22 protein-coding genes are annotated in these 25,446 nt (G+C 61.1%); 9 read left to right on the top strand and 13 right to left on the bottom strand.

Translation table 11 applies throughout. From position 1 onward, the window contains the following. Positions 1-16 precede the first annotated feature (16 nt). The 9 genes from tla1 to tssB all read right to left on the bottom strand — a co-directional run bounded on the left by tla1 (position 17) and on the right by tssB (position 12,455). Entirely contained in the window at positions 17-817 is an 801-nt protein-coding gene (gene tla1 / locus ACA054_RS18540; RefSeq protein WP_497685550.1) for a toxin Tle1 chaperone Tla1, read from the bottom strand. Further along, positions 814-3,210, bottom strand: coding sequence for a type VI secretion system Vgr family protein (locus tag ACA054_RS18545; protein ID WP_497685551.1), 2,397 nt, complete (start codon positions 3,208-3,210; stop codon positions 814-816). Before ACA054_RS18545 ends, tla1 begins: the two co-directional genes overlap by 4 nt. A gap of 2 nt (positions 3,211-3,212) precedes the next feature. Further along, positions 3,213-5,876, bottom strand: a complete 2,664-nt coding sequence (tssH, locus tag ACA054_RS18550) for a type VI secretion system ATPase TssH (RefSeq protein ID WP_497685552.1) — start codon at positions 5,874-5,876, stop codon at positions 3,213-3,215. A gap of 170 nt (positions 5,877-6,046) precedes the next feature. Beyond that, positions 6,047-6,556 carry an Hcp family type VI secretion system effector gene (locus tag ACA054_RS18555; protein ID WP_497685553.1) on the bottom strand — a complete coding sequence of 170 codons (510 nt, stop codon included), beginning with the start codon at positions 6,554-6,556 and terminating at the stop codon, positions 6,047-6,049. A 34-nt stretch (positions 6,557-6,590) separates the two neighbouring features. After that, entirely contained in the window at positions 6,591-8,312 is a 1,722-nt protein-coding gene (locus ACA054_RS18560) for an OmpA family protein (protein WP_497685554.1), read from the bottom strand. 10 nt (positions 8,313-8,322) lie between these two features. Beyond that, positions 8,323-9,006, bottom strand: coding sequence for a type VI secretion system protein TssL, short form (gene tssL, locus ACA054_RS18565; protein ID WP_497685555.1), 684 nt, complete (start codon positions 9,004-9,006; stop codon positions 8,323-8,325). Then, positions 9,003-10,358, bottom strand: a complete 1,356-nt coding sequence (gene tssK / locus ACA054_RS18570; protein WP_497685556.1) for a type VI secretion system baseplate subunit TssK — start codon at positions 10,356-10,358, stop codon at positions 9,003-9,005. Before tssK ends, tssL begins: the two co-directional genes overlap by 4 nt. Beyond that, the gene (gene tssC, locus ACA054_RS18575) at positions 10,355-11,917 is read right to left on the bottom strand and encodes a type VI secretion system contractile sheath large subunit (protein ID WP_497685557.1); all 1,563 of its coding nucleotides are present in this window, start codon (positions 11,915-11,917) and stop codon (positions 10,355-10,357) included. The genes tssK and tssC overlap by 4 nt, the downstream gene beginning before the upstream one ends. Positions 11,918-11,951: 34 nt before the next feature. Further along, positions 11,952-12,455: a type VI secretion system contractile sheath small subunit gene (gene tssB / locus ACA054_RS18580; RefSeq protein ID WP_497685558.1), complete on the bottom strand. Its 504-nt coding sequence runs from the start codon at positions 12,453-12,455 to the stop codon at positions 11,952-11,954. Positions 12,456-12,908: 453 nt separating this feature from the next. On the opposite strand from tssB, the gene ACA054_RS18585 reads away from it, so the two are divergent. Together ACA054_RS18585 and ACA054_RS18590 are read left to right on the top strand one after the other, a co-directional pair. Continuing rightward, complete coding sequence (locus ACA054_RS18585; protein ID WP_497685559.1) at positions 12,909-13,145, top strand: hypothetical protein; 237 nt, start codon at positions 12,909-12,911, stop codon at positions 13,143-13,145. 191 nt (positions 13,146-13,336) lie between these two features. Continuing rightward, complete coding sequence (locus tag ACA054_RS18590; protein WP_497685560.1) at positions 13,337-14,077, top strand: hypothetical protein; 741 nt, start codon at positions 13,337-13,339, stop codon at positions 14,075-14,077. A 33-nt stretch (positions 14,078-14,110) separates the two neighbouring features. Here the strand turns inward: ACA054_RS18590 and ACA054_RS18595 are convergent, their stop codons facing one another. Next, positions 14,111-14,914 (bottom strand): hypothetical protein, encoded by an 804-nt coding sequence (locus ACA054_RS18595; RefSeq protein WP_497685561.1) that lies wholly within the window; start codon positions 14,912-14,914, stop codon positions 14,111-14,113. Between the two features lie 350 nt (positions 14,915-15,264). Here ACA054_RS18595 and ACA054_RS18600 point away from each other — a divergent pair, with 350 nt between their 5' ends. Genes ACA054_RS18600 through argE form a run of 4 tightly spaced genes read left to right on the top strand, consistent with a single transcriptional unit; the run spans position 15,265 to position 18,880 of the window. Then, the gene (locus ACA054_RS18600) at positions 15,265-16,575 is read left to right on the top strand and encodes a flavin-containing monooxygenase (RefSeq protein ID WP_497685562.1); all 1,311 of its coding nucleotides are present in this window, start codon (positions 15,265-15,267) and stop codon (positions 16,573-16,575) included. Between the two features lie 51 nt (positions 16,576-16,626). Further along, entirely contained in the window at positions 16,627-17,043 is a 417-nt protein-coding gene (locus ACA054_RS18605; RefSeq protein WP_497685563.1) for a RidA family protein, read from the top strand. 11 nt (positions 17,044-17,054) lie between these two features. Further along, entirely contained in the window at positions 17,055-17,732 is a 678-nt protein-coding gene (locus ACA054_RS18610) for a DUF1028 domain-containing protein (RefSeq protein WP_497685564.1), read from the top strand. After that, on the top strand, positions 17,729-18,880 hold the full coding sequence (argE, locus tag ACA054_RS18615) for an acetylornithine deacetylase (RefSeq protein ID WP_497685565.1): 1,152 nt from the start codon (positions 17,729-17,731) through the stop codon (positions 18,878-18,880). Before ACA054_RS18610 ends, argE begins: the two co-directional genes overlap by 4 nt. 15 nt (positions 18,881-18,895) lie before the next feature. On the opposite strand, the gene ACA054_RS18620 is transcribed toward argE, so the two are convergent. Beyond that, positions 18,896-19,807 carry a LysR substrate-binding domain-containing protein gene (locus tag ACA054_RS18620; RefSeq protein ID WP_497685566.1) on the bottom strand — a complete coding sequence of 304 codons (912 nt, stop codon included), beginning with the start codon at positions 19,805-19,807 and terminating at the stop codon, positions 18,896-18,898. Between the two features lie 256 nt (positions 19,808-20,063). On the opposite strand from ACA054_RS18620, the gene ACA054_RS18625 reads away from it, so the two are divergent. The 3 genes from ACA054_RS18625 to ACA054_RS18635 all read left to right on the top strand — a co-directional run bounded on the left by ACA054_RS18625 (position 20,064) and on the right by ACA054_RS18635 (position 23,202). Beyond that, the gene (locus ACA054_RS18625; RefSeq protein ID WP_497685567.1) at positions 20,064-21,479 is read left to right on the top strand and encodes a purine-cytosine permease family protein; all 1,416 of its coding nucleotides are present in this window, start codon (positions 20,064-20,066) and stop codon (positions 21,477-21,479) included. Positions 21,480-22,514: 1,035 nt separating this feature from the next. Continuing rightward, entirely contained in the window at positions 22,515-22,940 is a 426-nt protein-coding gene (locus tag ACA054_RS18630) for a hypothetical protein (protein ID WP_497685568.1), read from the top strand. A 67-nt stretch (positions 22,941-23,007) separates the two neighbouring features. After that, positions 23,008-23,202 (top strand): PLDc N-terminal domain-containing protein, encoded by a 195-nt coding sequence (locus ACA054_RS18635; RefSeq protein ID WP_497685569.1) that lies wholly within the window; start codon positions 23,008-23,010, stop codon positions 23,200-23,202. A 29-nt stretch (positions 23,203-23,231) separates the two neighbouring features. On the opposite strand, the gene ACA054_RS18640 is transcribed toward ACA054_RS18635, so the two are convergent. Together ACA054_RS18640 and ACA054_RS18645 are read right to left on the bottom strand one after the other, a co-directional pair. Continuing rightward, positions 23,232-23,780 carry a cupin domain-containing protein gene (locus ACA054_RS18640; protein ID WP_028623608.1) on the bottom strand — a complete coding sequence of 183 codons (549 nt, stop codon included), beginning with the start codon at positions 23,778-23,780 and terminating at the stop codon, positions 23,232-23,234. 333 nt (positions 23,781-24,113) lie between these two features. After that, positions 24,114-25,397 (bottom strand): NAD(P)/FAD-dependent oxidoreductase, encoded by a 1,284-nt coding sequence (locus ACA054_RS18645; protein WP_497685570.1) that lies wholly within the window; start codon positions 25,395-25,397, stop codon positions 24,114-24,116. Positions 25,398-25,446: the final 49 nt, after the last annotated feature.

Below are 25,446 nucleotides of genomic sequence, written 5' to 3' on the forward strand. Positions count from 1 at the left end.
AGCGCGAGTGGGCATGTCATTCGGTTCCTGTCTTTGCGGGGTCGGGACACTCAGATGCCAACCTTTCGAGGGTGAAGGCTTCGCGTTCGGGCATCATCAGCAATCCAGCCTGGGTGGCTTCGAGCATGGCGCCGTAGCAGGCTTGAAAGTGCTGTTCGGCGCTCCGCTCGCCAGGCAGTGCATGGCGCAGGTTCTTCATGGCCAACGTGGCATCACTGGCACAACCGAGGGTGTCTACCTGGCTGTCGCTCAGCTCGATGGGACTCAACATGGCGACGCTTTTTGGCGTATCGGGAGCCCCTGGAAGGTGCTGGGGAACCCCATCGCGATCGAGCCAGCTCCAGAACACGGCGGGCCGCAGCCACGGCTGTTGCTGTTCGGCTTGCAACACATGACTGAACAACAAAGGGAACAGACGCGGATCGTAGTAGCGCAGCAACCCTGGATAACCGCCATTGCGTGCTTCCAGACAACGACCCAGGTGCTCGGCCAAGGCCTGGAAAGGCCAGCGGGAAGCCAGCGCCAGTAGTTGCGAGCGACCGTGCAAGTCATGCATCAATCCCTTGAGCCATTGCCGCTGCAGCGGCTGCGCCAGGTCAACGCGCACCAGCAACGGCGCCAGGTCTTCGGCCCCCGCTTCGGGCAGCCCGGTGAACAACGAATACCACGTCAGTGATGGCTGAACACTGAGCACACTTGGGAGCATCGGGGCATTGCTACCGGCCTGGTCGATGATGATGTCCAGGCAGGTGATGGACGCTTTCGCGCACGAGGCCTCCAGCAAACCGATCCAGGTACCGAGCTGAGTGATCGTCATGCTCGCGTCTCCCTGAGCACAAAGCCCTGCGCTGCGGCCTGGGCTCTTTTCAGGCAGTCCTTGCACACTGAGCCGGGCAGTTCCGGTAGAGGATGGGTTTTGCTGGCGGCTAGGTTGAACTCGTGATGCGCAGCCTTGACCATGTAATCGCCCGTCGTGCCCTTTTCGATGCCGCCCGCATCGAGGCTGAGATAGCTGCCCCCGCCGTTGAGGTAGATTTTCTTTTTCGCGGTGAGATGGATTTCATCTTCGGTACTGGTAACCGACAGCCCGTGACGCGCCAACAGTTCCAGCGTGCCGTTTTGCGCCTGCACGCTGATCGGGCCCTGGTTGGCAATCAACTTCATCCCCAGCTTGCGCACGAACAGGCTCAATCCCTGGCCCACACCCATGAACAAGCGCTTGACCACGCTGAGATCGGCCTGGCCTCCGGCGTTGAGCATCAGGTTCTCCTGCGCCGCCAGTTGCAGGTGCTGGCCGCTGCTCAAGGCGATGCCCTGGGGCGCGCTGAGCAGGACCACCTGGGCCTGGAGTGCATCGATTCGTTCATTCATAAGGGCCCACTGCGCCTGCATATCGGCGGGGTCAGCGTGGGCTGCCTGGGCATCGCTGGACAGGCCTTGCAGTTGCTCGCCAGCCTGTTGCAAGCGGCACAGCGCGGCAGCCATTTCCAGCACCTGACCCTGGGCTTTCGGTTGTTCATCGGCACTGATGAATAGGCCCTTGCCTGCGCGGAGGGCGCCATGGCCATCGCTCCTCAGCTCAAACCCTTCCCCCCGCTTCTGCTTCTTGGCATCCACCAGATGCCCCAGATTCAACTGGCTCTTGCCACTGTGCTCAGTACTGAGCTTGACGTGCTCTTCCCCGCGCTGGTCCTCCATGCGCAGCTTGTTGTTCGCCGGGGTGCGCAGCACGTTGCGTTTGTAGTTGCGCAGGGTCACGTGGTCCGGGTGTTCGCTGTCGTGCAGGGCGTGGGCGATGTAGGGGCGGTCCGGGTCGCCTTGTTCGAAGGCGATGGCCACTTCGGTGCCGCAGATCAGCGGCAGGTGCAGGCCATGGGTGTCGCCGGCGTAGGGGCGCGCCTGGCGTAGCCACATGCTTTCCTGGCCGAGCTTCCACGGGTCGCGATCGAACAGGAAGTTGACCTTGTAGCGGCCTTCGAGGTCGATTTCGGCGTAGGGATCGTTGGCTTTGCCGCTGGTGACGCGGGCCGGCAGGGTGCCGGCGATGATCGGTTTGGCCGGGACCGGGGGGCGGAAGCAGACCATTTCGGCGTAGGGGATGGCCTCGAAATGCACTTCGATGCTGCGGTCGCGGGCGGCGCGGGTGTGCAGGCCGGTGATCACCGCGCCGGGGGCAAAGGCCTGGGGTGCGTCGGCGATTTTCAGCACCTGGCCCGGCGCCAGGGTGGCGCTGCTGCTGGCGCCGCTGAGGTGGGTCTGGCCGTTGAGGTAGCGTTCGTGGCGCAGGCGCGCGTAGAAAAAACCGCTTTCGCTTTGCAGGTCTTCGTCCTGATCCAGGCGATCGCCGAGCACGCGGTAGGGTTCGGCGTAGTGGTAGGCCTCGCCGTAGGTGGTGGTCGTGGTGCCACGGGTCTGGTCGACCTCGCCATCGAGCCAGGCCCGCGCGTCGCGGTGGTGATAGGCGCGAAAGTTGATGTTCTTTTCCACCACCTGGTGGCGGGTCTGCAGGCCCCACACGCCGTTTTCGCCGCTGGCAAAGCCGGACGGCGCACGCAACGGTAGCTGCACGCCGAACTGGTAGTGGCGCTGGTCGTCGTGGAACTCGACGACGTCGATCTGCAGGCGGTCGTCGTGGCTGAAGCGGTACCAGATGCCGACCTCGGCCAGCAGCCGCTCGATGAACGCCAGGTCGCTTTCGCCGTACTGCATGACCTGCTCGCGGCGGGGGTATTCGCGCACCAGCTGGAACAGGAAATGCTGGCCGAGGAAATCGTGGCGGCTGCGCAGGATGTGCTCGACGATTTCCGGCACCGACTGCTGCTGGTACAGGCGGTACTGGCGGCCACGGTCGAGCAGGGCCAGGCGCGGTTGCAGGGTGATTTCGTAGCGGGCTTCGTCGCGGGAGCTGGACAGGCGCTGGAAGCTGTTGACCATGCCGTACAGGCTGCGCAACGGCTTGACCTCGGGCACCGGCAGGCCGGGGTAAGGTGGCTTTGCCGGCGGGGGGTACAGGCTGAAACGGGCGTCCTTGTTGAGCATTTGCTCGGCGCTGAGATCCTGCTCGGTGCAGGTGAATTCGATGCGGTAGGTGAAGGGTTGGCTGAGGTGTTCTTCGCCTTCGAAGGCCAGGACGTCGAACGCGGCGTCGAACCGGCGAATTGCGAATTTGTGGCGGCGGTGGTCGAAGAAGATACGCGATTGGGTGCTCATGGTCAGGCCTCCATGGCGATGCTTGGCATCGTTTCCTGTGTGTCGATGAACTGCAGCGTGATGCCTTCATCGTCGTTGTAACCCAGGCTCACCCCCCGGGTTGGTTGACGGGTCGCCTGGCGTTGCAGCAGTTGCTGGCTGAGCACCGGCAGAATCTGCTGATTGAGCAGGCTGTCGATATTGCGCGCGCCGGTATCAGGCAGCAGGCAGGCGGCAACCAGGGCCTGGTTGAGTGCGTTGTCGATCTGGCAGGTCAGGCCGTAGTGGCGTTGCAGGCGCTTGGCGACCCGGGCGAGTTTTTGCGCGACGATGCGCTGCAGTGCGTCGACTTGCAGCGGGCGGTAGATCAAGGTCTGGAAGCGCGCGAGCAAGGCCGGCTGGAAGTGCTCGCGCAACAGTGGCCGCAGCAGCTCCTGCAGGGTGCTGTCGGGGGTTTCAGGGTATTGCTGCAGGCAGGTTTGCAGTTGATCCCTGCCCAGGTTCGAAGTCATGAGGATGACGGTGTTGCGAAAATCGATTTCGCGCCCTTCACCATCGCGCATGAAACCGCGATCGAAGACCTGGTAGAACAGATTGAGTACGTCGCAGTGTGCCTTCTCCACTTCGTCGAGCAACACGACACTGTAGGGGCGCCGGCGTACCGCTTCGGTGAGCACGCCGCCCTGGCCGTAACCGACGTAGCCCGGCGGCGAGCCTTTGAGTTGGCTGACGGTATGGGCTTCCTGGTACTCGGAGAGATTGAGGGTAATCAGCGACTGCTCACCACCGAACAGACAGTCGGCCAGCGCCAGGGCGGTTTCGGTCTTGCCGACGCCGCTCGTGCCTACCAGCAGGAACACGCCCAACGGAGCCTGCTCTTCGGTCAAGCCGGTCTTGGCCGCGCGCAGGCGTTGGGCCAAGGCACCGAGGGCATGATCCTGGCCGACGACCCGGTCACTCAATTGTTGCTCCAGTGCCAGCAGACTGGCCTGTTCGTCCTTGAGCAGACTGCCCAGCGGCACGCCGGTCCAGTCGGCGATCACTTCGGCCACGCTGCGGGGGTTGACGTCCAGCGAGAGCAACGGTTGTCCGCCCTGCACTTCGACAAGCTGCTGTTGCAGTCGAGTACAAAGAGTGATCTGCAGGGGGTCAGCCTGACGTGCATCAAGCAGTTGTCGGGTCAGGTCCAGTTCGTCGCTGTATTGGCGCACCAGCGCACTGTGCTGGTCTTGCAGGTCGACCCGTTGCGCATCGATCAAGGCAAGACGCTCGTCAACGCTGCAGCCACCGAGTTGGGCGTCCTCTGCCAGCGCTTGGCGTTCAAGCTCCAGGGCCGCCTGCCCGGCCTTGAGTCTGACCAGTGCCTGGGGTTCGCAGTCGAGGCTCATACGCACCCGTGCACTGGCGGTGTCGAGCAGGTCGACGGCTTTGTCGGGCAGCTGTCGACCGGTCAGGTAACGCCGCGAAAGCGTGACCGCGGCCTGTACCGCCGCATCCTGAATGTGCACGCCATGATGACTGGCGTAACGCGCCTTCAGGCCACGCAGCATGAGACAGGCATTGTGGTCATCCGGCTCGTCGACCTTGACCCTCTGGAAGCGTCGCTCCAGGGCGGCATCGCGCTCGAAATACTGCTTGTATTCGCTCCAGGTGGTGGCGGCGATGGTGCGCAGCTCGCCACGGGCGAGTGCGGGCTTGAGCAGGTTCGCCGCGTCGGCACCGCCCGCCTGGTTGCCGGCGCCGATCAGGGTATGGGCTTCATCGATGAACAACAGCACCGGATTTGCCGATTGCTGTACGGCATCGATGACGTTTTTCAGGCGCTGCTCGAACTCGCCCTTGACCCCGGCACCCGCTTGCAGCAACCCCAGGTCGAGGGTGCGCACGCTGACCGGCTTGAGACTGTCCGGAACGTTGCCCTCGGCGATGCGCAGCGCCAATCCTTCGACCAATGCGGTTTTGCCGACCCCAGGCTCGCCAACCAACAGTGGGTTGTTCTTGCGTCGACGACTGAGAATGTCGATGACCTGGCGGATCTCATCGTCACGGCCGAACACCGGGTCGATCCGCCCTTCCCGGGCCTTTGCGGTTATGTCTTGGGTGAACCGGTCCAGCACGGCCTGCAAGGCATCGTGGCTGCCGGTAGTGGATGAAGGCGTCGCCAGCACATCAGCCGACACCTGTGCCTGATCGATGGCAGCCTCTTGCTGTATCTGGGGACGCTCTTCGGAATGTTGATCGAGCAGCGCGAACAACTGCTGCAACTGGGTTTCGCTCAGGCTGAACAGCGGCCAGGCCGCTTCACAAGCCAGCAGCTCGGGAGACTCCAGCAACGCGCCGAGCAAGTGGGCCGAGCGCAGGTTGTCCTGGCCATCGAGCGATGCGCGCAGCCAGGCGTTCCTGATCAGTTGCTGTAACTTGCCACACAGCTGCGGCTTGCCGTGCACACTGCGCGGCAGTGTGTCCAGGTGTTCAAGCAGTCCGCGCCAGAGTGCGTCCAGATCCCATTCGTAGCGACGGGCAATGAGCGTCAGATCGCCCTCGCCCTGTTCGAATAATTTGAGCAACCAGTGCTCGATACTGATGTAGCCATGGGCGCGACTTTGGCACAGCGTCGCCGCCGCGCTCAGCGCCTGGGCACAGTAGGGATTGAGACGGCGAAGCAAACGGGAGGCGTTCTGTACCATGGGGGTACGTCCTTGTCTTGAGTGTAAGGCTTGTAATCCAGCAGCCCGCGATGAGCCTGGAGCTCCAGGGGCTGGCTGAGCGCCCGCGTTCAGGCGCTCAGCACGACACGCCGAAACCCGCCGGCATCGACGCATGCGGGTGCTCAGGTGTTCAGCTGTTCAGCTGTTTGTCATGCTGCGGGGGCTGCATTCGTTTCACCGCGGTCGTCCCAGGAATCGGAGTGGCTGAGGTTGCCCTCCATGAAATTCCAAGTGATCTTCTCGTAGCGCAATTCAATTTCCTCCAGGTGATTGTGCTTTTCCTTGGACGGATCCTTGATGTCGTGCATTTTCGACTCGACGTTCACCACCTTGACGTTCTCAAGCAACGCGGTGTAATTCACCACCTCCTGGCCTGCTTCGTTGATGCGATACCACTTGAACTCGGCGCTCATCAGAGTCTGTCCCTGTGTTACGGCTTTAAACAGGTAGACAGTGGAAGCATCAACCTCCTTGGTGAATACAAACGGATCGTGAATCCGGGTGCCTGTCAATTTGCCCGTGTTGTCATCACTTGGGATGGACACGCTATGATTCAGGGCCAGCACCTCGATGCTGCCCTCGCGCCCTTTAACGTCCACTGAACCCTTGATGTTTGCGCCGCCGTCACTTTTCAGCCACAGGTGAACGGGAATTGCCATGTGAAGCTCCTTCTCTCAGAACATGAATGCCGCGTTATGCGACAGGGGGTTGCAAGTCCGGTCCCGTAGTCGGGAACACGCAGGCTCCCGGCTCCGGCACCAGACGAATATCGACTCGGCGATTGGCGCTACGCCCGGCCTCGGTGTCATTACTGGCGATGGGCTGGCTGGCACCGAAACCCTGCACTGCAAAGCAACTGCCTGGGATGCCGCCCATGTGCTGCATCCAGTCGTGCACGGCGGCCGCCCGGGCCCGGGACAACTGCAGGTTTTGCTCGGTGCTGCCAGTGGCATCGGTATGGCCGCTGATCACGATGAGCCAGCCAGGCTGGGCCTTGATGTCGACCAGGGCGTTGATCAGGACCTTGGCCGAGCCGGGCTTGAGCCGGGCGCTGCCCGTACTGAACAGCGACAGACTGTTCAGGCGCACCGGCTTTGGATTGCCCACACGTCTTGGAGCCAGCGAGGGATGACGGTGACCGGCAATCGTCGACTGCAGCCTGATGCGCAATCGCTCGCCTCGATAAAGGCCCAGTCCCAGCGACAGGGGAGCGCCGTGTCGGTAGTAGCTGTCCAGGCGCAGGGCATCCTCGCGCAGCACCGCGAGCGCCTGCTCGCGCAAGATGAATTCAGGCCGCTCGGGTTGCCCCGATACGGGGATGGCGCTGTAACGACGCAGGTCGTCACTGACCTGGCGGACCAGCAGGGTGTTCTGCCAGGCCGAGCTGACCAGGGCTGTTGTCCCGGCAACGGCGAACAACCACAAGGCGATGACGCTCGCACGGCGCAATGGAGCGCGTTGAGTCTGGGTAGGCAGCAGCGCCAGCAAGGGATCGGGGAAAGGCATGGACGCGCCCTGCCCTGGTTCCGCTTGCCTTGCGTCAAGAAGTGCAACCTTGTTGTGCAGCCATTGTTGCCAAAGGTTGCCCGTCACTGATTGCGCGAGCGCCGGTACGAAGGTGACGGCACAGACCTTCGGCGGACCGTCGGGATCGCGGACATCACGGGGTGCCAAGTGGGGCAATACCGCATGATCGAGCCACGCCACCACACTGTTCAGCTTTACACTGGTGTGCATCCGGGCAGCGCGCGTTGCGCTGTCTGAAGGGTGCCTTTGCCAGTCGGCCATGCTGGTGCAGGCTCCGGCCTCGCGCACCTTGGGGCTATCCTCCCCGGCCTCCCAACTGAACCATGGGCCTTCTGCGGCCGAGGCTTGCAGGTAACTCGTCAACAGTAGCGGCAGCGCAACGCCGCCCTTTCGAACGATATCGACCTGATAGCGCAGAGCGCGCGCCTGCCCCGCCAGCACGGCGCAGTCGAGCTGTTCGGCCGGGTTGACGATGAACATGACGCTGAGCTGCCCACTCCACTCAGGGCGCAGCGTCATCAGGCTGGCGGTGAAAGCAGGCAGCTGCTCAAGCTCGGGTACCCGCACGTAGCAACCCTGGCGGGTTGTGCGCAATGCCAGTTGCTCCACGGGCGTATCGCCGAACAACTCCATCAGGCCATCGCCACAGACCAGCACCACTGGTTGACGGTAGGCTGCCGGGGGCAGCGATGCATTCTCGGTCAGGGTCAATGATGCGCACATTGACGTTGCACGGCGCCCGATCCGGTTCCAGGCCACGACCATGACGCACACCACGGCCAGGGCAGCCATTGCCCGCAGGCCCCAGGCCAATGGCACGACAATCAGCAACGCCAGTGACAGCGCGCCCGCCCACAACCAGAGACCGCGCATCTGCGCCAGCGTCATCGGCCTCACCTCAGGCCTCACCGGGCAAAACCGAGTTGAGGAGATTGGCCAACAGTTGGTCAAGCCCCCACCACAGACCGACGAAAAGCAAAACCACCAGCAGACAATGAGCCAGTGGCGATCGCGGCCACAGCCGAATGCGCGGTCCCTGTCCGATCTTCACTTTTGTCGCCAGCGTCTGGCTGAGTGCCAAAGGTGCGACCTGCGAATGGAATGCGCTCAGCAACTGTTCGCGCTCAGGATCGTCGGCATCGCGGTAGCGCCCCTGGAAGCCCAGCATCAGCACCCGATGGAACGTCGTCAGAACCAGAGGATCAGGCACGGGCTCGCGCAAGACTTCGCGCATGTCTTCATACAGGAACTCGCCCGCCTGGTGCCGACTGAAAAACTTCGCTTGCAAAGGCTCGTTCGTCCAGGCATCGCGAGCCTGTGCATTGCCACAGCCGAGTACAGTTTCATCGAGCAAGGCGCACTGAGCATGGCTGATGTGATCGATGCTGCGCGGGCTCAAGCCGGCGTGCTCGAGCATCTGGCGAACATGTTCGACCTGCTTTACGCAAAGGTCCCACAGCGTCGGGCCGTCCTGCGTCGATGCCCCCTGGCGCAGTTCCACCACCAGCAAGTAGCTGTCCTGCAGCAACGCGTCGATATCCACCGCCAGTGCGGTCGGTTTTCTTGAGGCTTTCCGGTTCATGTGCGCAACACCGCAAACAGTTCAAGTTTTACCTCGGCCAGCGTGCTCGGGACGTAGAAGGCGCAGACCCCTGCCGCCAGCACCGCCTGCCCCTTGGCATGGTCGAGATCCAGGGCGAAATACTGGTTCTCCAGTCGCAGCGGAATGGCTGCCGGTACATGGCTGAGCGACTGCAACGGCACACCGTCGAGCGCGGCGTTGATCAGGTGATCGACATCATCCGGTGTGCCGATCTTGCACAAGCGCGGGAACTGGCTCTGCACCTGTGCTGCCGGCAAGCGGCAACGCACTGACAGATAAAAATCAGCGCCTTCACGCTCGCACAGGCGTGGATCATTGAGGCTGACCTTCCAGCGGTTGGCGCCGTTCTCCTCCAGCGCCAGGGCGATGACACGCGAAGGCAGGCTGGCCTCCAGCAAGGTGGAAATCAGCCGCAACAGTGGGGGAAAAACGCTTTCCAGATGCCCATGCCGGTAAGGCGGAATCTGCTCGATATCGTGTTCCAGGGAAAAGGTCAGCAGGCCGCCGGCCAACTTGGCCAGTTCCCGATACACCTGCTCGGGATGTCGTGCCGGATGGGTCTTGAGATCAACCAGAATCGGCTGGTAGGTGTTCAAGGCATTGAGCAGCCAGAACAGCGACACATCGGCCACGGCAAAATCGGCCATGCGCTGGTTACTTTCACGACGCATACCCATCAGCCGTTGACGCTTGGCGGACAACTGGGTCAGCAGATTATCCAGCTGAACCAGCAATCCCGGGTGAGCCGCGAAGTCGAGCAGTGGCGGCACATAAGCGCTATCAAGACCCCATGCACCCTGCCCGTCCCGCATCAGGCGCGTGATCGGGCAGGTCAGGTAATCCGCGTTGTCGTCGTGAGCAAAACGCAGGCTCAGCACGTGTTCGAGCACGCCGACCTGTTGCGCCTCGCCATCATACAAATCCTGCACGTTGCGCCAGTCCTGGCGATAGCGTGTCGGTCGCTCGACTTTGGTGGTATCGAGCAGGCAGTTGTTGCCATTGGCCTGTTCCAGCGGCAGGGCCAAAAGCACCGTAGCGTCCTGCACTTCACTGGAAAGCAGGTGGGTCAATTCCAGGGCAGAAGGCAAACGATCCACCAGATCGCTATCGACCAAGGTGCCGTCAGGCATGCGCAGGCACAATCGGGTGGCTTTGAGCTTGCCCAGGCGCAGGGCCTCCAGGTCAAACGCCACCGCCTGGACACCCCAGGGATGCACCAGTGACAAATGCGCCAGACGTTCGTTGGACCAGGCTTCCCAGCGTGCCTGTTGCTGGAACTGCTGGGGGCACAGCAGTGCCCCCGCAGACCATACGGGACGGTCGATTTTCAAGACCTGGATTCTCCGCGACCGCCGTCAGCCTTGAGCTTGGGCATCTGCGACACCAGCGACAAATTGACGTCCATGCCTTCCACCTGGAAGTGCGGCACGGCATACAGCTTGACCCGGAAGAAGCCCGGATTGTCCTCGATGTCTTCCACGGTCACCTTGGCGTCACGCAGCGGATGCGAGGCCTGCAGATCGTCGCCCGGATCAGTCATTTCGGTCACCAGCCCGCCGATCCACTTGTTCAACTCCAGTTCCAGCAAACGCCGGTCCTTGGTGGTGCCGATGTTTTCGCGCTGGATCAGCTTCAGGTAATGCGCGATTCGCGACAGCAGGAAAATGTAAGGCAGGCGCGAATTGATCCGGCTGTTGGCGGTCGCATCGGCCGTGTCATACAGGGCCGCTTTCTGGGTCGAGTTGGCCGAGAAGAAGCACGCGTAGTCGCGGTTCTTGTAATACGACAGCGGGATGAAACCGAGATCGGCGAATTCGAATTCGCGGGTCTCCGGGATCATGACTTCCGAAGGAATCTTCACCTGGTTGCCGGTGCCCAGATCGTAGAGGTGGATCGGCAATTCGGTGACTGCGCCACCCGACTGCGGTCCGCGGATCTGCACGCACCAGCCATTGGCAATGAAGCTCTTGACCATGTTGGCGGCAAAGGCGAACGAGGCGCTGGTCCACAGGTACTTGTCGTGGTCGGGACCCTTGACGCTCTCGACGTAGTTGAAGCTGCGCACCGGGACGGTGTCCGGTCCATAAGGCAGGCGCCCCAGGACACGAGGCATGACCAGGCCGATGTAACGGGCGTCGTCACTGTCGCGGAACGCCTTCCATTTCAGGTATTCGGCACGGTCAAAATAGTTGCCGATGTCCTTGATGGCGGCCACTTCTTCCATCGAGCGCTTGCCGAAGAAGGCCGGGCCGACCGTGCCGATGAACGGCATGTGCGCGGCGGCCGCGACTTTGGAAATGTTGCGCAGCAGGGCGATATCCTGCGGCCTGCGATCGAACTCGTAGTTGGAGATCGCGGCGGCAATGGGCTCCCCGCCCGGCGTGTCGTACTCCTGGGTATAGGTGTGCACGTACAGGCCGCTTTGAGCGATTTCCGGTGCATCGTCGAAATCCTGAACCAGATGTTCCTTGCTGATATCCAGCAATTCGATGCGCACGTTCTGGCGAAAGTCGGTCTGGTCGATCAGCGACTTGACCCCGCGCCAGGTTGACTCCACTCGCTGGAAATCGGGGTGGTGCATCACGGCATCGAGTTGCCGGCTGATTTGCGCATCCAGGGCTGCGATGTGTTCATCGAGCAGGACTTTATCCAGGCGTTCGAATTTCTGCGAAGACTGCCCAAGCAGTTTCAGAAATACACTGACTGCCGCGGTTACTCGCTCATCGGCAGATACTTCGGAGAGTGCCTCGGTATTTTGAAATACTTCGATACTACTTAGGATTTCGATCGGATTGAGATTGATCTTGCCAAACAGCGCGCCATATACGCCTTTTTCTTCGGACAACACTGTAGCGCCGCGCGATTGCACGTTAGAACTTTCGATGGACATTAAGGTAACTTCCCTTTAAACGAACCGAAGTGGATTAACGATTTTCTTCCGGTACCAAAGCGGCCAACTCGGCGCGCAGTTCGTCAGTGAGCGCATCATCCTTGAGGATGCGTTCCAGCTCATGACGAAAGGTGGCGTTGTCCAGTAGGTTCGACTTGAGGTCGCGCAGGAGGTTGCGCATGGCCAAAAGAGCACGCAGGTGCGGGATTTGCCGCGCCACCTGCTCCGGTTCGAAGTCCTTCATGCGCTGGAAAGTCAGCTCGACCGAGGCGTCGCCAGCGTCATCGACCAGGGTATTTTCCACGGCCACTTTCAAGACCGGAGAAAACTCCGCCAATACGCTATCGAAGTTGTTTTTGTTGATTGAAACTTTGCTTCGAGCTGATAATGGACGCTGCTCCTTGCCGTTACTGTAGTCCCCCATGACCATCAGCTTCAGTGGTAATTCGACTTTCTTCTGCGCACCGCCGGTATGCAGGTCGAGTTTTATATTGACCCGTGCCTTTGGCACTTCATTCTGGAAACTGCTTGAAGCCATAACCCCTCCCGTTTTTTTTCGTGATAGCCACTGCCTTGACAACAAACTTGCAAGGACCGGGTTCGACAATTCTAGACAGCCAGACAGAAAAGTTGCTGCCACAATTTGTAAACTTCATTTCAATATAAATCTACGTACAAGAATCTTTTTGCTCTCCTACAACAACAGTGAACTATCCTACTTCTACATTCCATCCCCCCAATGCACTTTGGGAAATTTCGCACTTAAATACGGAAACTGCCTACAAAGGGAGCTCGTTGCCATAAGAGAAATTCGAGGTAACGACACGTCTCGGATACATCACTCCGAATGCTCTGTTTCTTGCGTGTTACCTCGCCGCCGCTGTTGTCACTTCTGCACCGTGCGACAGCTCAATAAAGTAGGGCCTTCGGCGTCCTGCCGGGACCTCAGAGCCCCGTTCAGCGCCGATCCCATCACGGAAGAGGTGAAATCATGAGTTTCGTCAAAGTGGAAAAAAACCAGAGCAGCGCGCCATCGGAAGCCGAGATGAAAAAGGCCATGATCGAGTCGGGCGGCGTACCGGGCGAGGTTAGTGGAACCAACGCCGCCCGGACCCTGACCTACACCGGCGTGGTCAATCACACGGTGTATGAGAACAAGCTGATCGAGATTGCCCAAGGCAAACGCACCAGCTGGAACTTCGTCTGGGCCGACGCCCGGGCTGCCTGAAACCACGGCGGGGCGGCCTGTTGGCCGCCCCGCTGTTTGCGCCATTGATACAACCCAGATACCCGCCTGTAACGCCAAGACACTTGGGCCCCCTGCCCCTTGCGCCTAGATTGAAACCCTCAATGGACCGACCGGCTTGACCGCTCACGGCCCATCGACTGCCCAACACACCACCAAGGAAGAGGAAAACCATGAGCAAATCAATCGCTGTCAGCCAACAAAGCCAGCAGCTTCACAACGATGTGCAAGAAGCCGTCAAGTCGATCATGGGTGCTACCACTGCGCTGAAATCCACCGATTACAGCCGGGTCTTGAGGTCCGCCCTGGCGGCTTCGCAAAAAACCGTCAGCATCGAAATCGCCCCCGGCGACCTGACCCTGCTGAAGAAGTCCGGCTACAAGCTGTGCTTTGCCAAGAAAGTCGGTACTGCCGACTACAACGTGGTCTGGCAGTCCTACAGTGCTTACCTCAGCAACAACGAATTCAGCTGGACGCCGCTGTATCAGCTGTTCGCCTCCAACGTGTTCAAGGAAAACGTACAAGTCAAAGTCTCGACTAATATCGTCAATATCGGTTTGGGGCAAACCTCGACACTCGATGAGCACGGCCTGCTGAGCCCGGCAGTAACGGGTGGTCCTGAGGTTTCCATGACGTTCGTCAACAACTTCGCGCCGATCCATCCGGGGATCAACCAGTTGTCCACCGGCATCGATGGCAACCAGGTCAGCACACCAATCTACGTGGCAGTCAATCAGGTGGTCACCGGCAACACCGTACTGACCCCCGTGGAAACCATCCTCGTGTGGTTCGAACAGAATGTGCAGACCAGTACCATGTTCAGTTCCTCACGCTCCAAGGCGATCGAAATCGACCTGACGTTCGATAACACCGCAGGTCGCCTTTACGAAGGCGGTCAATGGAAAACCGTTTGACGGGCGCAGCGGGGCAACCTCGCGGTTGCCCCACTACTCGTCGAACGCTCCTCGTGCAAAATACCCCGTCAACGACAGGCAGATAGAGGCTGCCAAGTCCTCTTGGGTAGCGATGCCATAGGGCTGATTGTGATCGAACTGCGCCGACCAGCGAATTCGCCCTTGCGCCACATCCACCAACCGCAGCGACGCGCGGACCCGCGCCGGTTCGACCCGCACGCTGCCCTCCAGGCAATAGCAGAAACGGCCGCCACGCCGGGCATCCGGTGTTTTCACACTGCTGCGCGGCATCCTGATCAACACGTGGCTGCCACCAGTCTGTGCCTGCTCGAACGACTCGAACAGTCGACAACTGAGCTCCTCGCACAAGCCGCGGGTAAAGTCATCGCCCTCACGGGTAATGCAGGTAAACGGCTGGATCTGCAAGACAGGATGGCGCGTGGCGCCTGCGTTGGGCCGTAGCCGCTGATAAGCCAGGCGATAACAACCGGGCGGAATGCTCAGCCGCACCGTTTCCTGTTGCCCCACCGTGGCGTAATGGCTGGCGAGCTTGCGGCGCAGCCGCCCGACCTGCACCCGCACCACCGGATCGTCGCCGGTGCAATACACCGCCGGATCGCGACGAAATACGGCGAGGCCAATGGCGTGCTCGGTCAGGGGGACATTGGCCGATTGCAGGTCGTGCTCGACCAGAAAGCGCAGCAGACTGCCCATGCGCCGGGACTTGGCGAACAACGGACTGGCCAGCAGCAACGCCAGTACCCGCTCCATCTCTTCAGGATCGAGCAGCTCGGCAGTACCCTGGGCACTTGCAGGACCTGTGTGTTTGATCACCATTGCCTGCCTCCGTGCAGGTTGCCGACAATCGCTTGCCACTTCCCATGAAGGGGTTGTGGGTACGGGAGTCCTACTCCCTGACCACGCTTGAGACCGGCTAAAGGCAGGCCAGGGCGTGGCAAGGTCGAAGCTTAGCAGCCGTAATGGAATGGGCAGTGATTACAGGGTGCCGGCCGACGAACGTTCAATCCCGTCTCCCCTTCAATCCGCCGCCCAAACGCTCTGCATCAGTTATTTATACTCAAATGCCAGCTTAATAATATTTTACCGATATCAGGCTGATCCCTAGTCTTGAGCCCAAGAAATGGCAGGTCGACACAGACCTTTATCCAACTTCGAAGGGCAAAGAGATGACCATTGAAAAAACAATAATAGATACCTTGATTGTCGGTGCTGGCCAGGCCGGCGTAGCCATGAGTGAACACCTGAGCAAGCTCGGCGTGCCGCACCTGGTGCTGGAGCGCAACCGTATCGCCGAACGCTGGCGCACCGGCCGCTGGGATTCGTTGGTGGCCAATGGTCCGGCCTGGCACGACCGTTTTCCAGGCCTGGAATTCGACGATATCAGCCCCGATGGTTTTGCCCCCAAGGAGCGCGTGGCCGATTACTTCGAAGCCTATGCCCGCAAGTTCAAGGCGCCGATCCGCACCGGCGTGGAGGTGAAGAAGGTCGAACGCAACGTCGGTCGCCCGGGCTTCACCATCGAGACCTCCCAAGGCGTGATCGAGGCCAGCCGCGTGGTGGCTGCCACGGGGCCCTTCCAGCGGCCGGTGATCCCGCCGATCGCCCCGAAAGATGCACAATTGCTGCAGATCCATTCCGCCGACTACCGCAATCCAGGGCAATTGCCCGAGGGCGCTGTGCTGGTGGTGGGCGCCGGCTCGTCGGGCGTGCAGATCGCCGATGAACTGCAACGCTCCGGCAAGCAGGTCTACCTCTCGGTGGGCGCCCACGATCGCCCGCCCCGCGCCTATCGCAACCGTGATTTCTGCTGGTGGCTGGGCGTGCTGGGCGAATGGGACCAGGCCGCGATGAAACCCGGCCGCGAACACGTGACCATCGCCGTCAGTGGCGCCCAAGGTGGCCGCACCGTAGATTTCCGTGGCCTGGCGCATGCCGGCATGGTGCTGGTGGGCCTGACCCAATCGTTCAATGGCAGCGTGGCAACCTTCCAGCCGAACCTGGCGGACAACCTGGCCCGGGGCGATGAAAACTACCTGGCCCTGCTCGATGCCGCCGATGCCTACATCGAACGCAATGGCCTGGACCTGCCGGAAGAACCCGAAGCGCGCCATACCTTCCCGGACCCGGACTGTGTCACCAACCCGCTCCTCGAGCTTGACCTGGCCAAGGCCGGCGTGACGTCGATTATCTGGGCCACCGGTTTTGCCGTGGACTACAGCTGGCTGAAGGTCGACGCCTTCGACGACAACGGCAAGCCGCAGCATCAGCGCGGCGTGTCCAGCGAGGCTGGCGTGTATTTCCTCGGCCTGCCCTGGCAGTCCCGCCGTGGCTCGTCGTTCATCTGGGGCGTGTGGCACGACGCCAAGTATGTGGCCGATCACATTGCCATCCAGCGGACCTACCTCGAGTACCGCGATGCTGACCAACGCGAGGCCGAAACAACCCCGGCCGCTCACCAGACCACCGTCAGCGCTTGATATCCGCACGGCGCGGGAACCGCGCCGTCCACCCTATTCCAGGAGTTTCAAATGACTACGCCAACCCATACCCGCATCCGCATGTTCAACACCAAGGAAACCTACCCGAACCAGAGCCTGGACAATGACCTGTGCCAGGCCGTCCGCGCCGGCAACACCGTGTATGTGCGCGGCCAGGTCGGCACCGATTTTGACGGCAACCTCGTTGGCCTCGGCGATCCGCAGGCACAAACCGAGCAAGCCATGCGCAACGTCAAACAACTGCTGGAAGAAGCCGGCAGCGACCTGAGCCACATCGTCAAGACCACCACCTATCTGATCGACCCGCGCTACCGCGAACCGGTGTATCAGGAAGTGGGCAAGTGGCTCAAAGGCGTGTTCCCGATTTCCACCGGGCTGGTGGTGACGGCATTGGGTCAGCCGCAGTGGCTGATGGAGATCGATGTGATTGCGGTGATCCCCGAATAAGGAGCAGAGCCATGACCTTTTCCATCGCCGCCCGCTGCCCCGAAACCGGCCAGTTCGGCATCGCCATCAGCTCCTCGAGCATCGCCGTCGGCGCCCGCTGCCCCTGGCTGTTGCCCGGTGTGGGCGCCGTCTCCACGCAAAACATCACCCTGCCCTCCCTTGGCCCGGAAACCCTCGCCCTGATGGAGCAAGGCCTCGCACCTGCCGAGGCCCTGGACAAGGTGCTGACCCGCAACGGCTACAGCCAGTACCGGCAGATCACCGCCATTGACCACCTCGGACGCACTGCGCATTTCAGCGGCGCGCAAACCCTGGGTAACCACAACGCTGTGTCCGGCGAGCAATGCGTGGCGGCCGGCAATATGCTCGCAGCCCCCGGGGTGATCGAGGCCATGGTCAGCGCCTTCGAACAGGCCGAAGGCCAACTGGCCGATCGTTTGCTGGCGGCGATGCAAGGTGGCGTGGCGGCCGGTGGCGAAGCCGGGCCGGTGCATTCGGCCGCGGTGCTGGTGGTTGGGGAGCTGACCTGGCCGATCATCAACCTGCGTGTCGACTGGGCCGATGAAGACCCGATTGGCCAGCTGCAAAAGCTCTGGCACGCCTACCGCCCGCAAGTTCAGGACTACATAGACCGCGCCCTGGCGCCCGACAAGTCCCCTGGCTACGGCGTCGCCGGAGACGATCGATGAGCGCCAGTCGCAATCTGCTCGAAACCCTGGTGGCGTTCGACACCACCAGCCGCGAATCCAACCTGCAGCTGATCGAGTTTGTCCGCGACTACCTCGAAGGCTTCGATGTGCCGTGCCAACTGATCTACAACCAGGAGCGCAGCAAGGCCAATCTGTTCGCCACGATCGGCCCGGCGGACCGGCCGGGCATCGTGCTCTCGGGGCACACCGACGTGGTCCCCGTCGACGGCCAGCCGTGGACCGTCGCGCCATTCCAGCTCACCGAACGCGAGGGCAAGCTGTATGGTCGCGGTACGGCGGACATGAAGGGCTACATCGCCTGCGTGCTCACCCTGGTGCCAGCGCTGGTGCAGGCCTCGTTGCGACTGCCGGTGCATATCGCCCTGTCCTACGATGAGGAAGTAGGCTGCCTGGGCGTGCGCTCCCTGCTCAAGGCCCTGGAGCAACGCCCGGTCAAACCGATGCTGTGCATCATTGGCGAACCCACCGAACTCAAACCAGTGCTGGGCCACAAGGGCAAGCTGGCGATGCGCTGTGACATCCACGGTCACGCCTGCCATTCGGCCTACGCCCCGCTCGGGGTCAATGCCATCGAATACGCTGCCGAGCTGATCGGTGAACTGGGGCGTATCGGCCATCGGCTCAAGGCACCCGAGCAGCATGACGCGCGTTTCGATCCGCCGTTCTCCACCGTGCAGACCGGCGTGATTGGCGGCGGCAAGGCCTTGAACATCGTCCCGGCCGACTGTCGCTTCGACTTCGAAGTTCGCGCCCTGCCCTCACACGACCCGCGCCTGGTGGCGCAGGAACTGCAGGCTTATGCCGAGCAGCAGCTGTTGCCGCGCATGCGCGCCGTGAGTGAGCACAGCGAGATCCGTTTCAGTGAGTTGTCGGCGTACCCCGGCCTGGCCACCGATGCCCGCAGCGAAGCCGCTGAATTGATCGCGGCATTTTCCGGCTCCCGCGAATTCGGCACGGTGGCGTTCGGCACCGAGGGCGGGCTGTTCGATGCGGCGGGAATCCCGACGGTGGTGTGCGGCCCAGGCAGCATGGAGCAAGGCCATAAACCCGATGAGTTCGTCAGCCTGGAACAACTGCACGGCTGCGATGCCATGCTGCAACGGATGCTGTTGGCGATCAGCAACTGATGGCTGGCCCGAGGCTCAGGTATAGAGCCGGGCCAGTTCTTCCTGACAGTAATCGACGAACAGCTGCACCGGCTTGGTCAGCTGCGCCCTGCGCAACCACGCCGCGGACAACCCGGAGCCGGTCACGGCTTCGGCCAGCGGCACGCACACGACTTGTTGCCCGTCATAGGTGTATTCGGAAAACGGTTTGGTCACCAGGATCGAAAAGCCGAAACCCCGCCCTACCATCCCGCGCACCATCTCGATCGAAGGCGAACTGAAGACGATGTTCGGCGTCAGCCCTCGCTCTTCGAAGATGCTCACGAAATAGGTTCGGCTGGGCACCACGTCCAGCAGGATCATCGGCTCCAGCACCAGGTCGTGCAGCGAGACTTTCGCCTGCTGCGCGAAGCGATGGTCCGCGGGAAGCAAGGCGTAGGGTTGCTGGGGCGGCATCAGCGCCACGGTCTCGATCGTGCTGTCCAGGTCGTGTTCGAAGACCATGGCCATGTCGATGCTGCCGGCAGTCAGCGCCTGCACCAGCTCTTGCTGCTCGCCGTCGCGAATGCGTATTTCCACCCCTGGCCAGCGCGCCTTGAAACCGGCGATCAGGCGCGGCAGGTATAGCGGTGCCACGGTTTCAAAACAGCCGATGTCGATCTGTCCCGCCACCACGTCATTGTCCGCCAGGGCATTCTGCTCAAACTCATGGGCGACCCGCAGCAGCTCCTGGGCCTTGCGGTAAAACCGCGAGCCGCTCGGCGTCAGTGATACCCCCTGGGCGTGATGGCGGATGAACAGTTGCACGCCAAAACTTTCCTCCAGGTGCTTGATCGCCGTCGACACCGATGGCTGCGCGATATAGAGCTTGCGCGAGGCCTCCGCCACGCTGCCGCAGTCGGCCGTGGTGACGAAATATCTGAGCTGGCGCAGGTTGTAAGCGGCCATGGGGATCTCCGGAAATCACAACATCAGGGTCAAGGAATCGACAGCGCCCACAAGGGTTTTGCGCTGACCTGCGGTCAAGGCTGAACATACCGGAGGCGACCGCAAGCGCGGCATATATTTTTTAAGGTTTGAAGCAACAAACTTACTAATTTATCTATCCCGATCCATTGCACATGATCGCTCCAACAAGAAAAGCGTCGTTCGCGCGGCGCTCACCGAAGTACGTCCACGTACTCACTTTGCCTTGGAGTTCATCATGGTAACCACTGCAACAACGAGCGCCCCGCTCATCGAAAAACACACGATCGGCTACGTGCCGCCGCAAGATCGTCATGGCAAGACGCGAGATCTGTTCACCCTGTGGTTCGGTGGCAACATCGCCCCCTTGCCCATCGTCACCGGCGCCCTCGGCGTGCAGATGTTTCACCTGAACCTGGTCTGGGGCATCGTCGCCATCCTCGTTGGCCATCTGGTCGGCGGCGTGCTGATGGCGCTGCACTCGGCCCAGGGCCCGCAGATGGGCATCCCGCAGATGATCCAGAGCCGCGCCCAGTTCGGCTCCCTGGGGGCGCTGCTGGTGGTGCTGATCGCCGGCGTCATGTACATCGGCTTCTTCGCATCCAACATCGTGCTGGCCGGCAAATCCCTGCACGGCGTGGTCGACAGCGTCCCGGTGCCCGTGGGCATCGTCATCGGTGCCCTGGGTTCGGGCATCATCGGCATCATCGGCTATCGCTTCATCCACGTGCTCAACCGTATCGGCACCTGGGTGCTGGGCATCGGCATCGTGCTGGGCTTTGGCTACATCCTGACCCACGTGCAGACGGACGACTTTCTCACCCGCGGCAGTTTCAACATCTCCGGCTGGCTGGCGACGGTGTCCCTGGCCGCGCTGTGGCAGATCGCCTTCGCGCCCTACGTGTCCGACTACTCGCGCTACCTGCCGGCCAACGTGCCCGTGGCGGCGACCTTCTGGACCACGTACCTGGGCACGGTGCTCGGTTCCAGCCTCTCGTTCGTCTTCGGCGCCGTCGCCGTACTTGCCACGCCTGTCGGCATGGACACCATGGACGCGGTCAAGCTTGCCACCGGTTCCATCGGCCCACTGATGCTGGTGCTGTTCCTGCTCAGCGTCATCAGCCACAACGCCCTCAACCTCTATGGCGCCGTGCTGTCGCTGATCACCCTGGTGCAAACGTTCGCCTACCGCTGGATCCCCACCGCCAAGAGCCGCGCCGTGCTCTCGGTGATTGTGCTCGCTGCCTGCTGCTTTGCCGCCGTCGGTGCCTCCGCTGACTTCATCGGCCACTTCGTCGACATGGTATTGGTACTGCTGGTGGTCCTGGTGCCGTGGACGGCGATCAACCTGATCGACTTCTACGCCATTCACAAAGGCAAGTACGACATCGACTCGATCTTCCAGGTCGATGGCGGCATCTACGGGCGCTACAACCCGCAGGCGCTACTGGCCTACGCGATCGGCATCCTGGTGCAGATTCCGTTCATGAACACGCCGCTGTACGTCGGACCGATTTCCGAGCACATCAACGGGGCGGATTTGTCCTGGTTGGTGGGCCTGCTGATTACGTCGCCGTTGTACTGGTGGCTGGCCAATCGTGACAGTGCCTATAAGCGTCGGTTGTCAGTTGGGAAGCTGGCCAGCAACGTTTAATCGCACCACCAACCGCAAGGCAAAGCCCCGCGGACTCGTAATTTAGATTGGGTGTATATCCGTTGCTGCGGTAACGGCCACCTAGGGTTTCGCTCTTACAGCGAGTCACTTGGAAGAGCCTGTAGGAGCGAGCATGCTCGCGATGGAGGTCAACGATGACGCGGGGAGCCTGACACCCCGTGGAGCTCTCAGGTTTTTCGCGAGCATGCTCGCTCCTACAGGGCCCGCCGCGATGGGCCATCCTTGGCCCAGCGCGGCTAAACCGGCATCCATGCCGGTTTACCCACTGCGCAAAACCTCCACTCGGCCTCTCGATGTGGCAAGAAAATCAAAAGCCAAAGCAAAGCGAGGCGGCCTGACAGCCGACCTGATCGGGAGCCGTACGTGTTCCCCCTGTAGGAGCCAGGCTTGCCGGCGAAGAACGATAACGCAGTACAACAGATACACCGCAGCGCCTGGTTCGCCGGCAAGTCGGATCGCCGCACCGCTGGCTCCTACAGGGGATTGGGAGTATCGGCAAAGATCAGGTCGGCTTTAAGGCCGCCTCGCTTTTGTTTTTGATCTGGGTACCCCGTTAACCACGATGGCCGAACGCAGGCATTGCGCAGTGGGGAAACCGGCAGGACGCCGGTTTAGCCGCGCTGGGCCAGGGACGGCCCATCGCGGCGACCCACGGAGCAATGCCGGAGAGAGGGCATGCCGAGCCTAAGCGAGGCACCGAGTGGTGGGGCAAAGCCTTTTGCTTACTTTTCGCTGGGCCGGCATTCCGGCGTTTGGAAAAGTGAGTCGCCGTAAGGGCGAAACCATAGGTGGCCGTGACCGCAGCAATGGATATCCCCCCAATCCAATTCTCAAATACAACCCACGCTTAAGTGAACAGCATTACCGCAGACTCGGTGCTTTGTCATGCCTGCAACGCGCCCGGCTACAGCGTGGCCCCAAAAATGATTGGAACCCCGCACCTCATCGCGTTTTCGAAACTCTATGGGCGCCGCTTCCCTATCGAGCAAAGGTGCCATTGCAGAGGAAATCCCGATGAACTGTCGACTTCTGCTTCTGATTGCCTGCCTCATTCCCGGCCTGGCCGTTGCTGAAGGCTGTGACGTGCTTACGCGATCGCAAAGCCCTTCCGTTCCCGCGGTCGAGACCCACAGCTGTTATGAATACGAAGGCATGCCGGTCAATGCCATCGATTGGTCCTGCAGTAACGAGAGCAAGGAGATGCTCACCAGCACCAAGAAAAAAGTCGAACACTGTGCCGATCATTATCAAGCCTCCTGCGTCGCCACGCTGACCCAGGAATCCCTGGCCAACCCGCATTCCACCAGCAAGGACAAGAACAGCAAGTCGCTGAACATCCCCGACAGCGCCCAGGTCACCACGTATTACTACGACGCGCAGCACATTGATCAGGCCAGGATCGATTGCGAGTCCGGTGGCGGTCACTGGAAGACCAAATAGCCCCGGAAATTAAATGAACCCTGGGTTTGCGTAGCCACCTAAGTGAATGACTATCAGGAGGTGACTCATGCAAATAGAAACGCTATGGATCGTTTTGGCAGCAGTGCTTCTGGTGCTTGAGTTGTGGGCGATCAACCGGGTGCGCAAAAGCGCAGGAAAAGCCAGCAACAAGGGGGTGTGGATGGTGGTAATTGTGTTTGTGCCGCTGATTGGACTGATCATGTGGGCCCTGGCGGGCCCCAAGCACGTTGTCCAGGCGTAATGCAGCGCATTGACGCCTCGGCCGGCTCGTCAGAAGTTCGCCGGGGTGTTCGCGCTAATGATCTCCGCTTCATCCTGGCCGATATTGCGGAACCGATGCGGTAATGTCGTCGGAAAGTAATACCCATCACCGGCATTGAGCACGCTGATCTGCCCGTCCACCGTCAGCTCGACGGTGCCACGGGTCACGAGCCCGCACTCTTCCCCTTCCGAATGCACGATCGGCTCTTCCCCGGAACTGGCACCCGGCGCGTATTGTTCGCGCAACAGACGCATCTGCCGGCTCGGCACGGACGCGCCGATCAGCAACAGGCGCAGGCCGTGGCGGCCGAGATCAGGCTGTTCGTTGGCGCGGAAGACGTATTGATGCTCGCGCGGCGGTTGATCGAAGGTGAAGAAGTCGGCCAGGGACATGGGGATGCCTTCAAGCAGCTTTTTCAGCGAGCTGACGGAAGGACTGACGCGATTCTGTTCGATCAGGGAAATGGTGGCATTGGTGACGCCGCTACGCCGGGCCAGCTCGCGCTGGGACAGTTTGTAGCTTTCGCGTACTAATTTGAGTCGTGAGCCCGTGTCCATGACAGCCTTATGTGCTTGGTACGCAAGGGTAATGGGGGTGGAGAGCAGGCGTTGATTGCGCCGTTTTCCTGTCCCGGAAACGTGAAAGGCGGCTATTAAATCACGTTTGTTGGTGTTGCTCAGCAGGTTCGATAAACGGCTGGAAAAATAGCCATTTGCCATGAAGTTGCACAACCTGTGGGAGCGAGCCTGCTCGCGAAAGCGGTGTGTCAGGCGCCGTCTGTTTCGGCTGATATGACCTCTTCGCGAGCAGGCTCGCTCCCACAGGGACTGCGGTGTGTCAGATAAAAAACCGGCGACACCTTTATCGGGCCACCGCCGGCGAGGTAAAGCTTAGATGCCGAAACGGTCGCGCAGCGAGTAGTACACGGCGCCGAGGGCGGTCAACGGTGCCGAGAACGTGCGCCCGCCGATCATCGGCATGTGTGGCAGGGAGGCAAACGCGTCGAAGCGCTCGGCGTCGCCACGGATCATTTCCGATATCAGTTTGCCCGCCAGGTGCGAGCACGTGACGCCGTGACCGCTGTAGCCCTGCATGTAGTAGGCGTTTTTCTCGATACGGCCGAATTGCGGCATGCGCGACATGGTCAGCAGGAAGTTGCCGGTCCAGCGATAGTCGATCTTCACATCCTTCAACTGCGGGAAGGTCTTGAGGATTTTCGGGCGGATCAGTTGGTCGATGTCGTCCGGTTCGCGCGCGCCGTAGACCACGCCGCCGCCGTAGAGCAGGCGGTTGTCAGCGGTCAGGCGGTAGTAATCGAGCAGGTAGTTGCAGTCTTCAACGCAATACTTGTTGGTGATCAGGCTGCGGGCGACTTTTTCCGAAAGCGGCTCGGTCACGACAATTTGCGAACCGCACGGCATGCTCTTGCTGGTCACGCGATTGTCGAGGCCCTGCGGCAGGTAGGCATTACCGGCGATCAGCAGGTACTTGGCCTTCACCACGCCTTTGGCGGTGCGCACAGTGATCGGCTCGCCGTAAGTGATTTCCACCGCAGCCGATTGTTCGTAGATCTTGCCGCCCAGACGTACGATGGCGGCGGCTTCTCCGAGGGCCAGGTTCAATGGGTGAACGTGGCCACCCTGCATGTCGAGCAGGCCGCCGACGTAGGCATCGGAGCCCACTTCGCGGCGGATATCAGCCGCGTCCAGCATTTTCAAATTACGGTTGCCGTAGCGCTCCCAGTTGCGCTTCTGCTCGGCCAGGCCATTGAGTTGTTTCTTGTTCATCGCTGCGAAGATGCCGCCCGGGCGGTAGTCGCATTTAATGTCGTATTCCTTGATGCGCGAACGGATAATGTCGGCGCCTTCGAAAATCATGCTACCGAGGATTTCCGCAGTCTTGTCGCCGTAACGCTCTTCAATCACGTCGACGTCGCGGCTGTAGGAATTGACCAGTTGACCGCCGTTACGACCGCTGGCGCCGTAGCCGACTTTTGCGGCTTCCAGCACCGTCACTTTATAGCCGGCTTCGGTGAGGAACAGCGCCGAGGACAGGCCGGTGTAGCCGGCGCCGATGATGCAGACATCGCAGTCCACCGCTTCTTCCAGGATCGGAAAGTCGATCACTTCGTTGCGGGTGGCGGCGTAGTAGCTGTTGACGTGTTGTTGTTTCATTGTTGTTCTCCGAGGGACGCCGGCAAACCGGCGCCCACCGCTGTAAAAG

The sequence above is a fragment of the Pseudomonas sp. LBUM1653 genome, assembly GCF_059716115.1.

Excerpts from the sequence above, each read along its gene's own strand:
- ACA054_RS18595 (WP_497685561.1), bottom strand. The coding sequence starts at position 14,914 with ATGGTGATCAAACACACAGGTCCTGCAAGTGCCCAGGGTACTGCCGAG.
- tssL (WP_497685555.1), bottom strand. The coding sequence starts at position 9,006 with ATGAACCGGAAAGCCTCAAGAAAACCGACCGCACTGGCGGTGGATATC.
- ACA054_RS18610 (WP_497685564.1), top strand. The coding sequence starts at position 17,055 with ATGACCTTTTCCATCGCCGCCCGCTGCCCCGAAACCGGCCAGTTCGGC.
- ACA054_RS18625 (WP_497685567.1), top strand. The coding sequence starts at position 20,064 with ATGGTAACCACTGCAACAACGAGCGCCCCGCTCATCGAAAAACACACG.
- tssC (WP_497685557.1), bottom strand. The coding sequence starts at position 11,917 with ATGTCCATCGAAAGTTCTAACGTGCAATCGCGCGGCGCTACAGTGTTG.
- ACA054_RS18590 (WP_497685560.1), top strand. The coding sequence starts at position 13,337 with ATGAGCAAATCAATCGCTGTCAGCCAACAAAGCCAGCAGCTTCACAAC.
- ACA054_RS18585 (WP_497685559.1), top strand. The coding sequence starts at position 12,909 with ATGAGTTTCGTCAAAGTGGAAAAAAACCAGAGCAGCGCGCCATCGGAA.
- ACA054_RS18555 (WP_497685553.1), bottom strand. The coding sequence starts at position 6,556 with ATGGCAATTCCCGTTCACCTGTGGCTGAAAAGTGACGGCGGCGCAAAC.
- ACA054_RS18560 (WP_497685554.1), bottom strand. The coding sequence starts at position 8,312 with ATGACGCTGGCGCAGATGCGCGGTCTCTGGTTGTGGGCGGGCGCGCTG.
- ACA054_RS18630 (WP_497685568.1), top strand. The coding sequence starts at position 22,515 with ATGAACTGTCGACTTCTGCTTCTGATTGCCTGCCTCATTCCCGGCCTG.
- tssB (WP_497685558.1), bottom strand. The coding sequence starts at position 12,455 with ATGGCTTCAAGCAGTTTCCAGAATGAAGTGCCAAAGGCACGGGTCAAT.
- ACA054_RS18645 (WP_497685570.1), bottom strand. The coding sequence starts at position 25,397 with ATGAAACAACAACACGTCAACAGCTACTACGCCGCCACCCGCAACGAA.
- tssH (WP_497685552.1), bottom strand. The coding sequence starts at position 5,876 with ATGGTACAGAACGCCTCCCGTTTGCTTCGCCGTCTCAATCCCTACTGT.
- ACA054_RS18545 (WP_497685551.1), bottom strand. The coding sequence starts at position 3,210 with ATGAGCACCCAATCGCGTATCTTCTTCGACCACCGCCGCCACAAATTC.
- argE (WP_497685565.1), top strand. The coding sequence starts at position 17,729 with ATGAGCGCCAGTCGCAATCTGCTCGAAACCCTGGTGGCGTTCGACACC.
- ACA054_RS18600 (WP_497685562.1), top strand. The coding sequence starts at position 15,265 with ATGACCATTGAAAAAACAATAATAGATACCTTGATTGTCGGTGCTGGC.
- ACA054_RS18635 (WP_497685569.1), top strand. The coding sequence starts at position 23,008 with ATGCAAATAGAAACGCTATGGATCGTTTTGGCAGCAGTGCTTCTGGTG.
- ACA054_RS18640 (WP_028623608.1), bottom strand. The coding sequence starts at position 23,780 with ATGGACACGGGCTCACGACTCAAATTAGTACGCGAAAGCTACAAACTG.
- ACA054_RS18620 (WP_497685566.1), bottom strand. The coding sequence starts at position 19,807 with ATGGCCGCTTACAACCTGCGCCAGCTCAGATATTTCGTCACCACGGCC.
- tla1 (WP_497685550.1), bottom strand. The coding sequence starts at position 817 with ATGACGATCACTCAGCTCGGTACCTGGATCGGTTTGCTGGAGGCCTCG.
- ACA054_RS18605 (WP_497685563.1), top strand. The coding sequence starts at position 16,627 with ATGACTACGCCAACCCATACCCGCATCCGCATGTTCAACACCAAGGAA.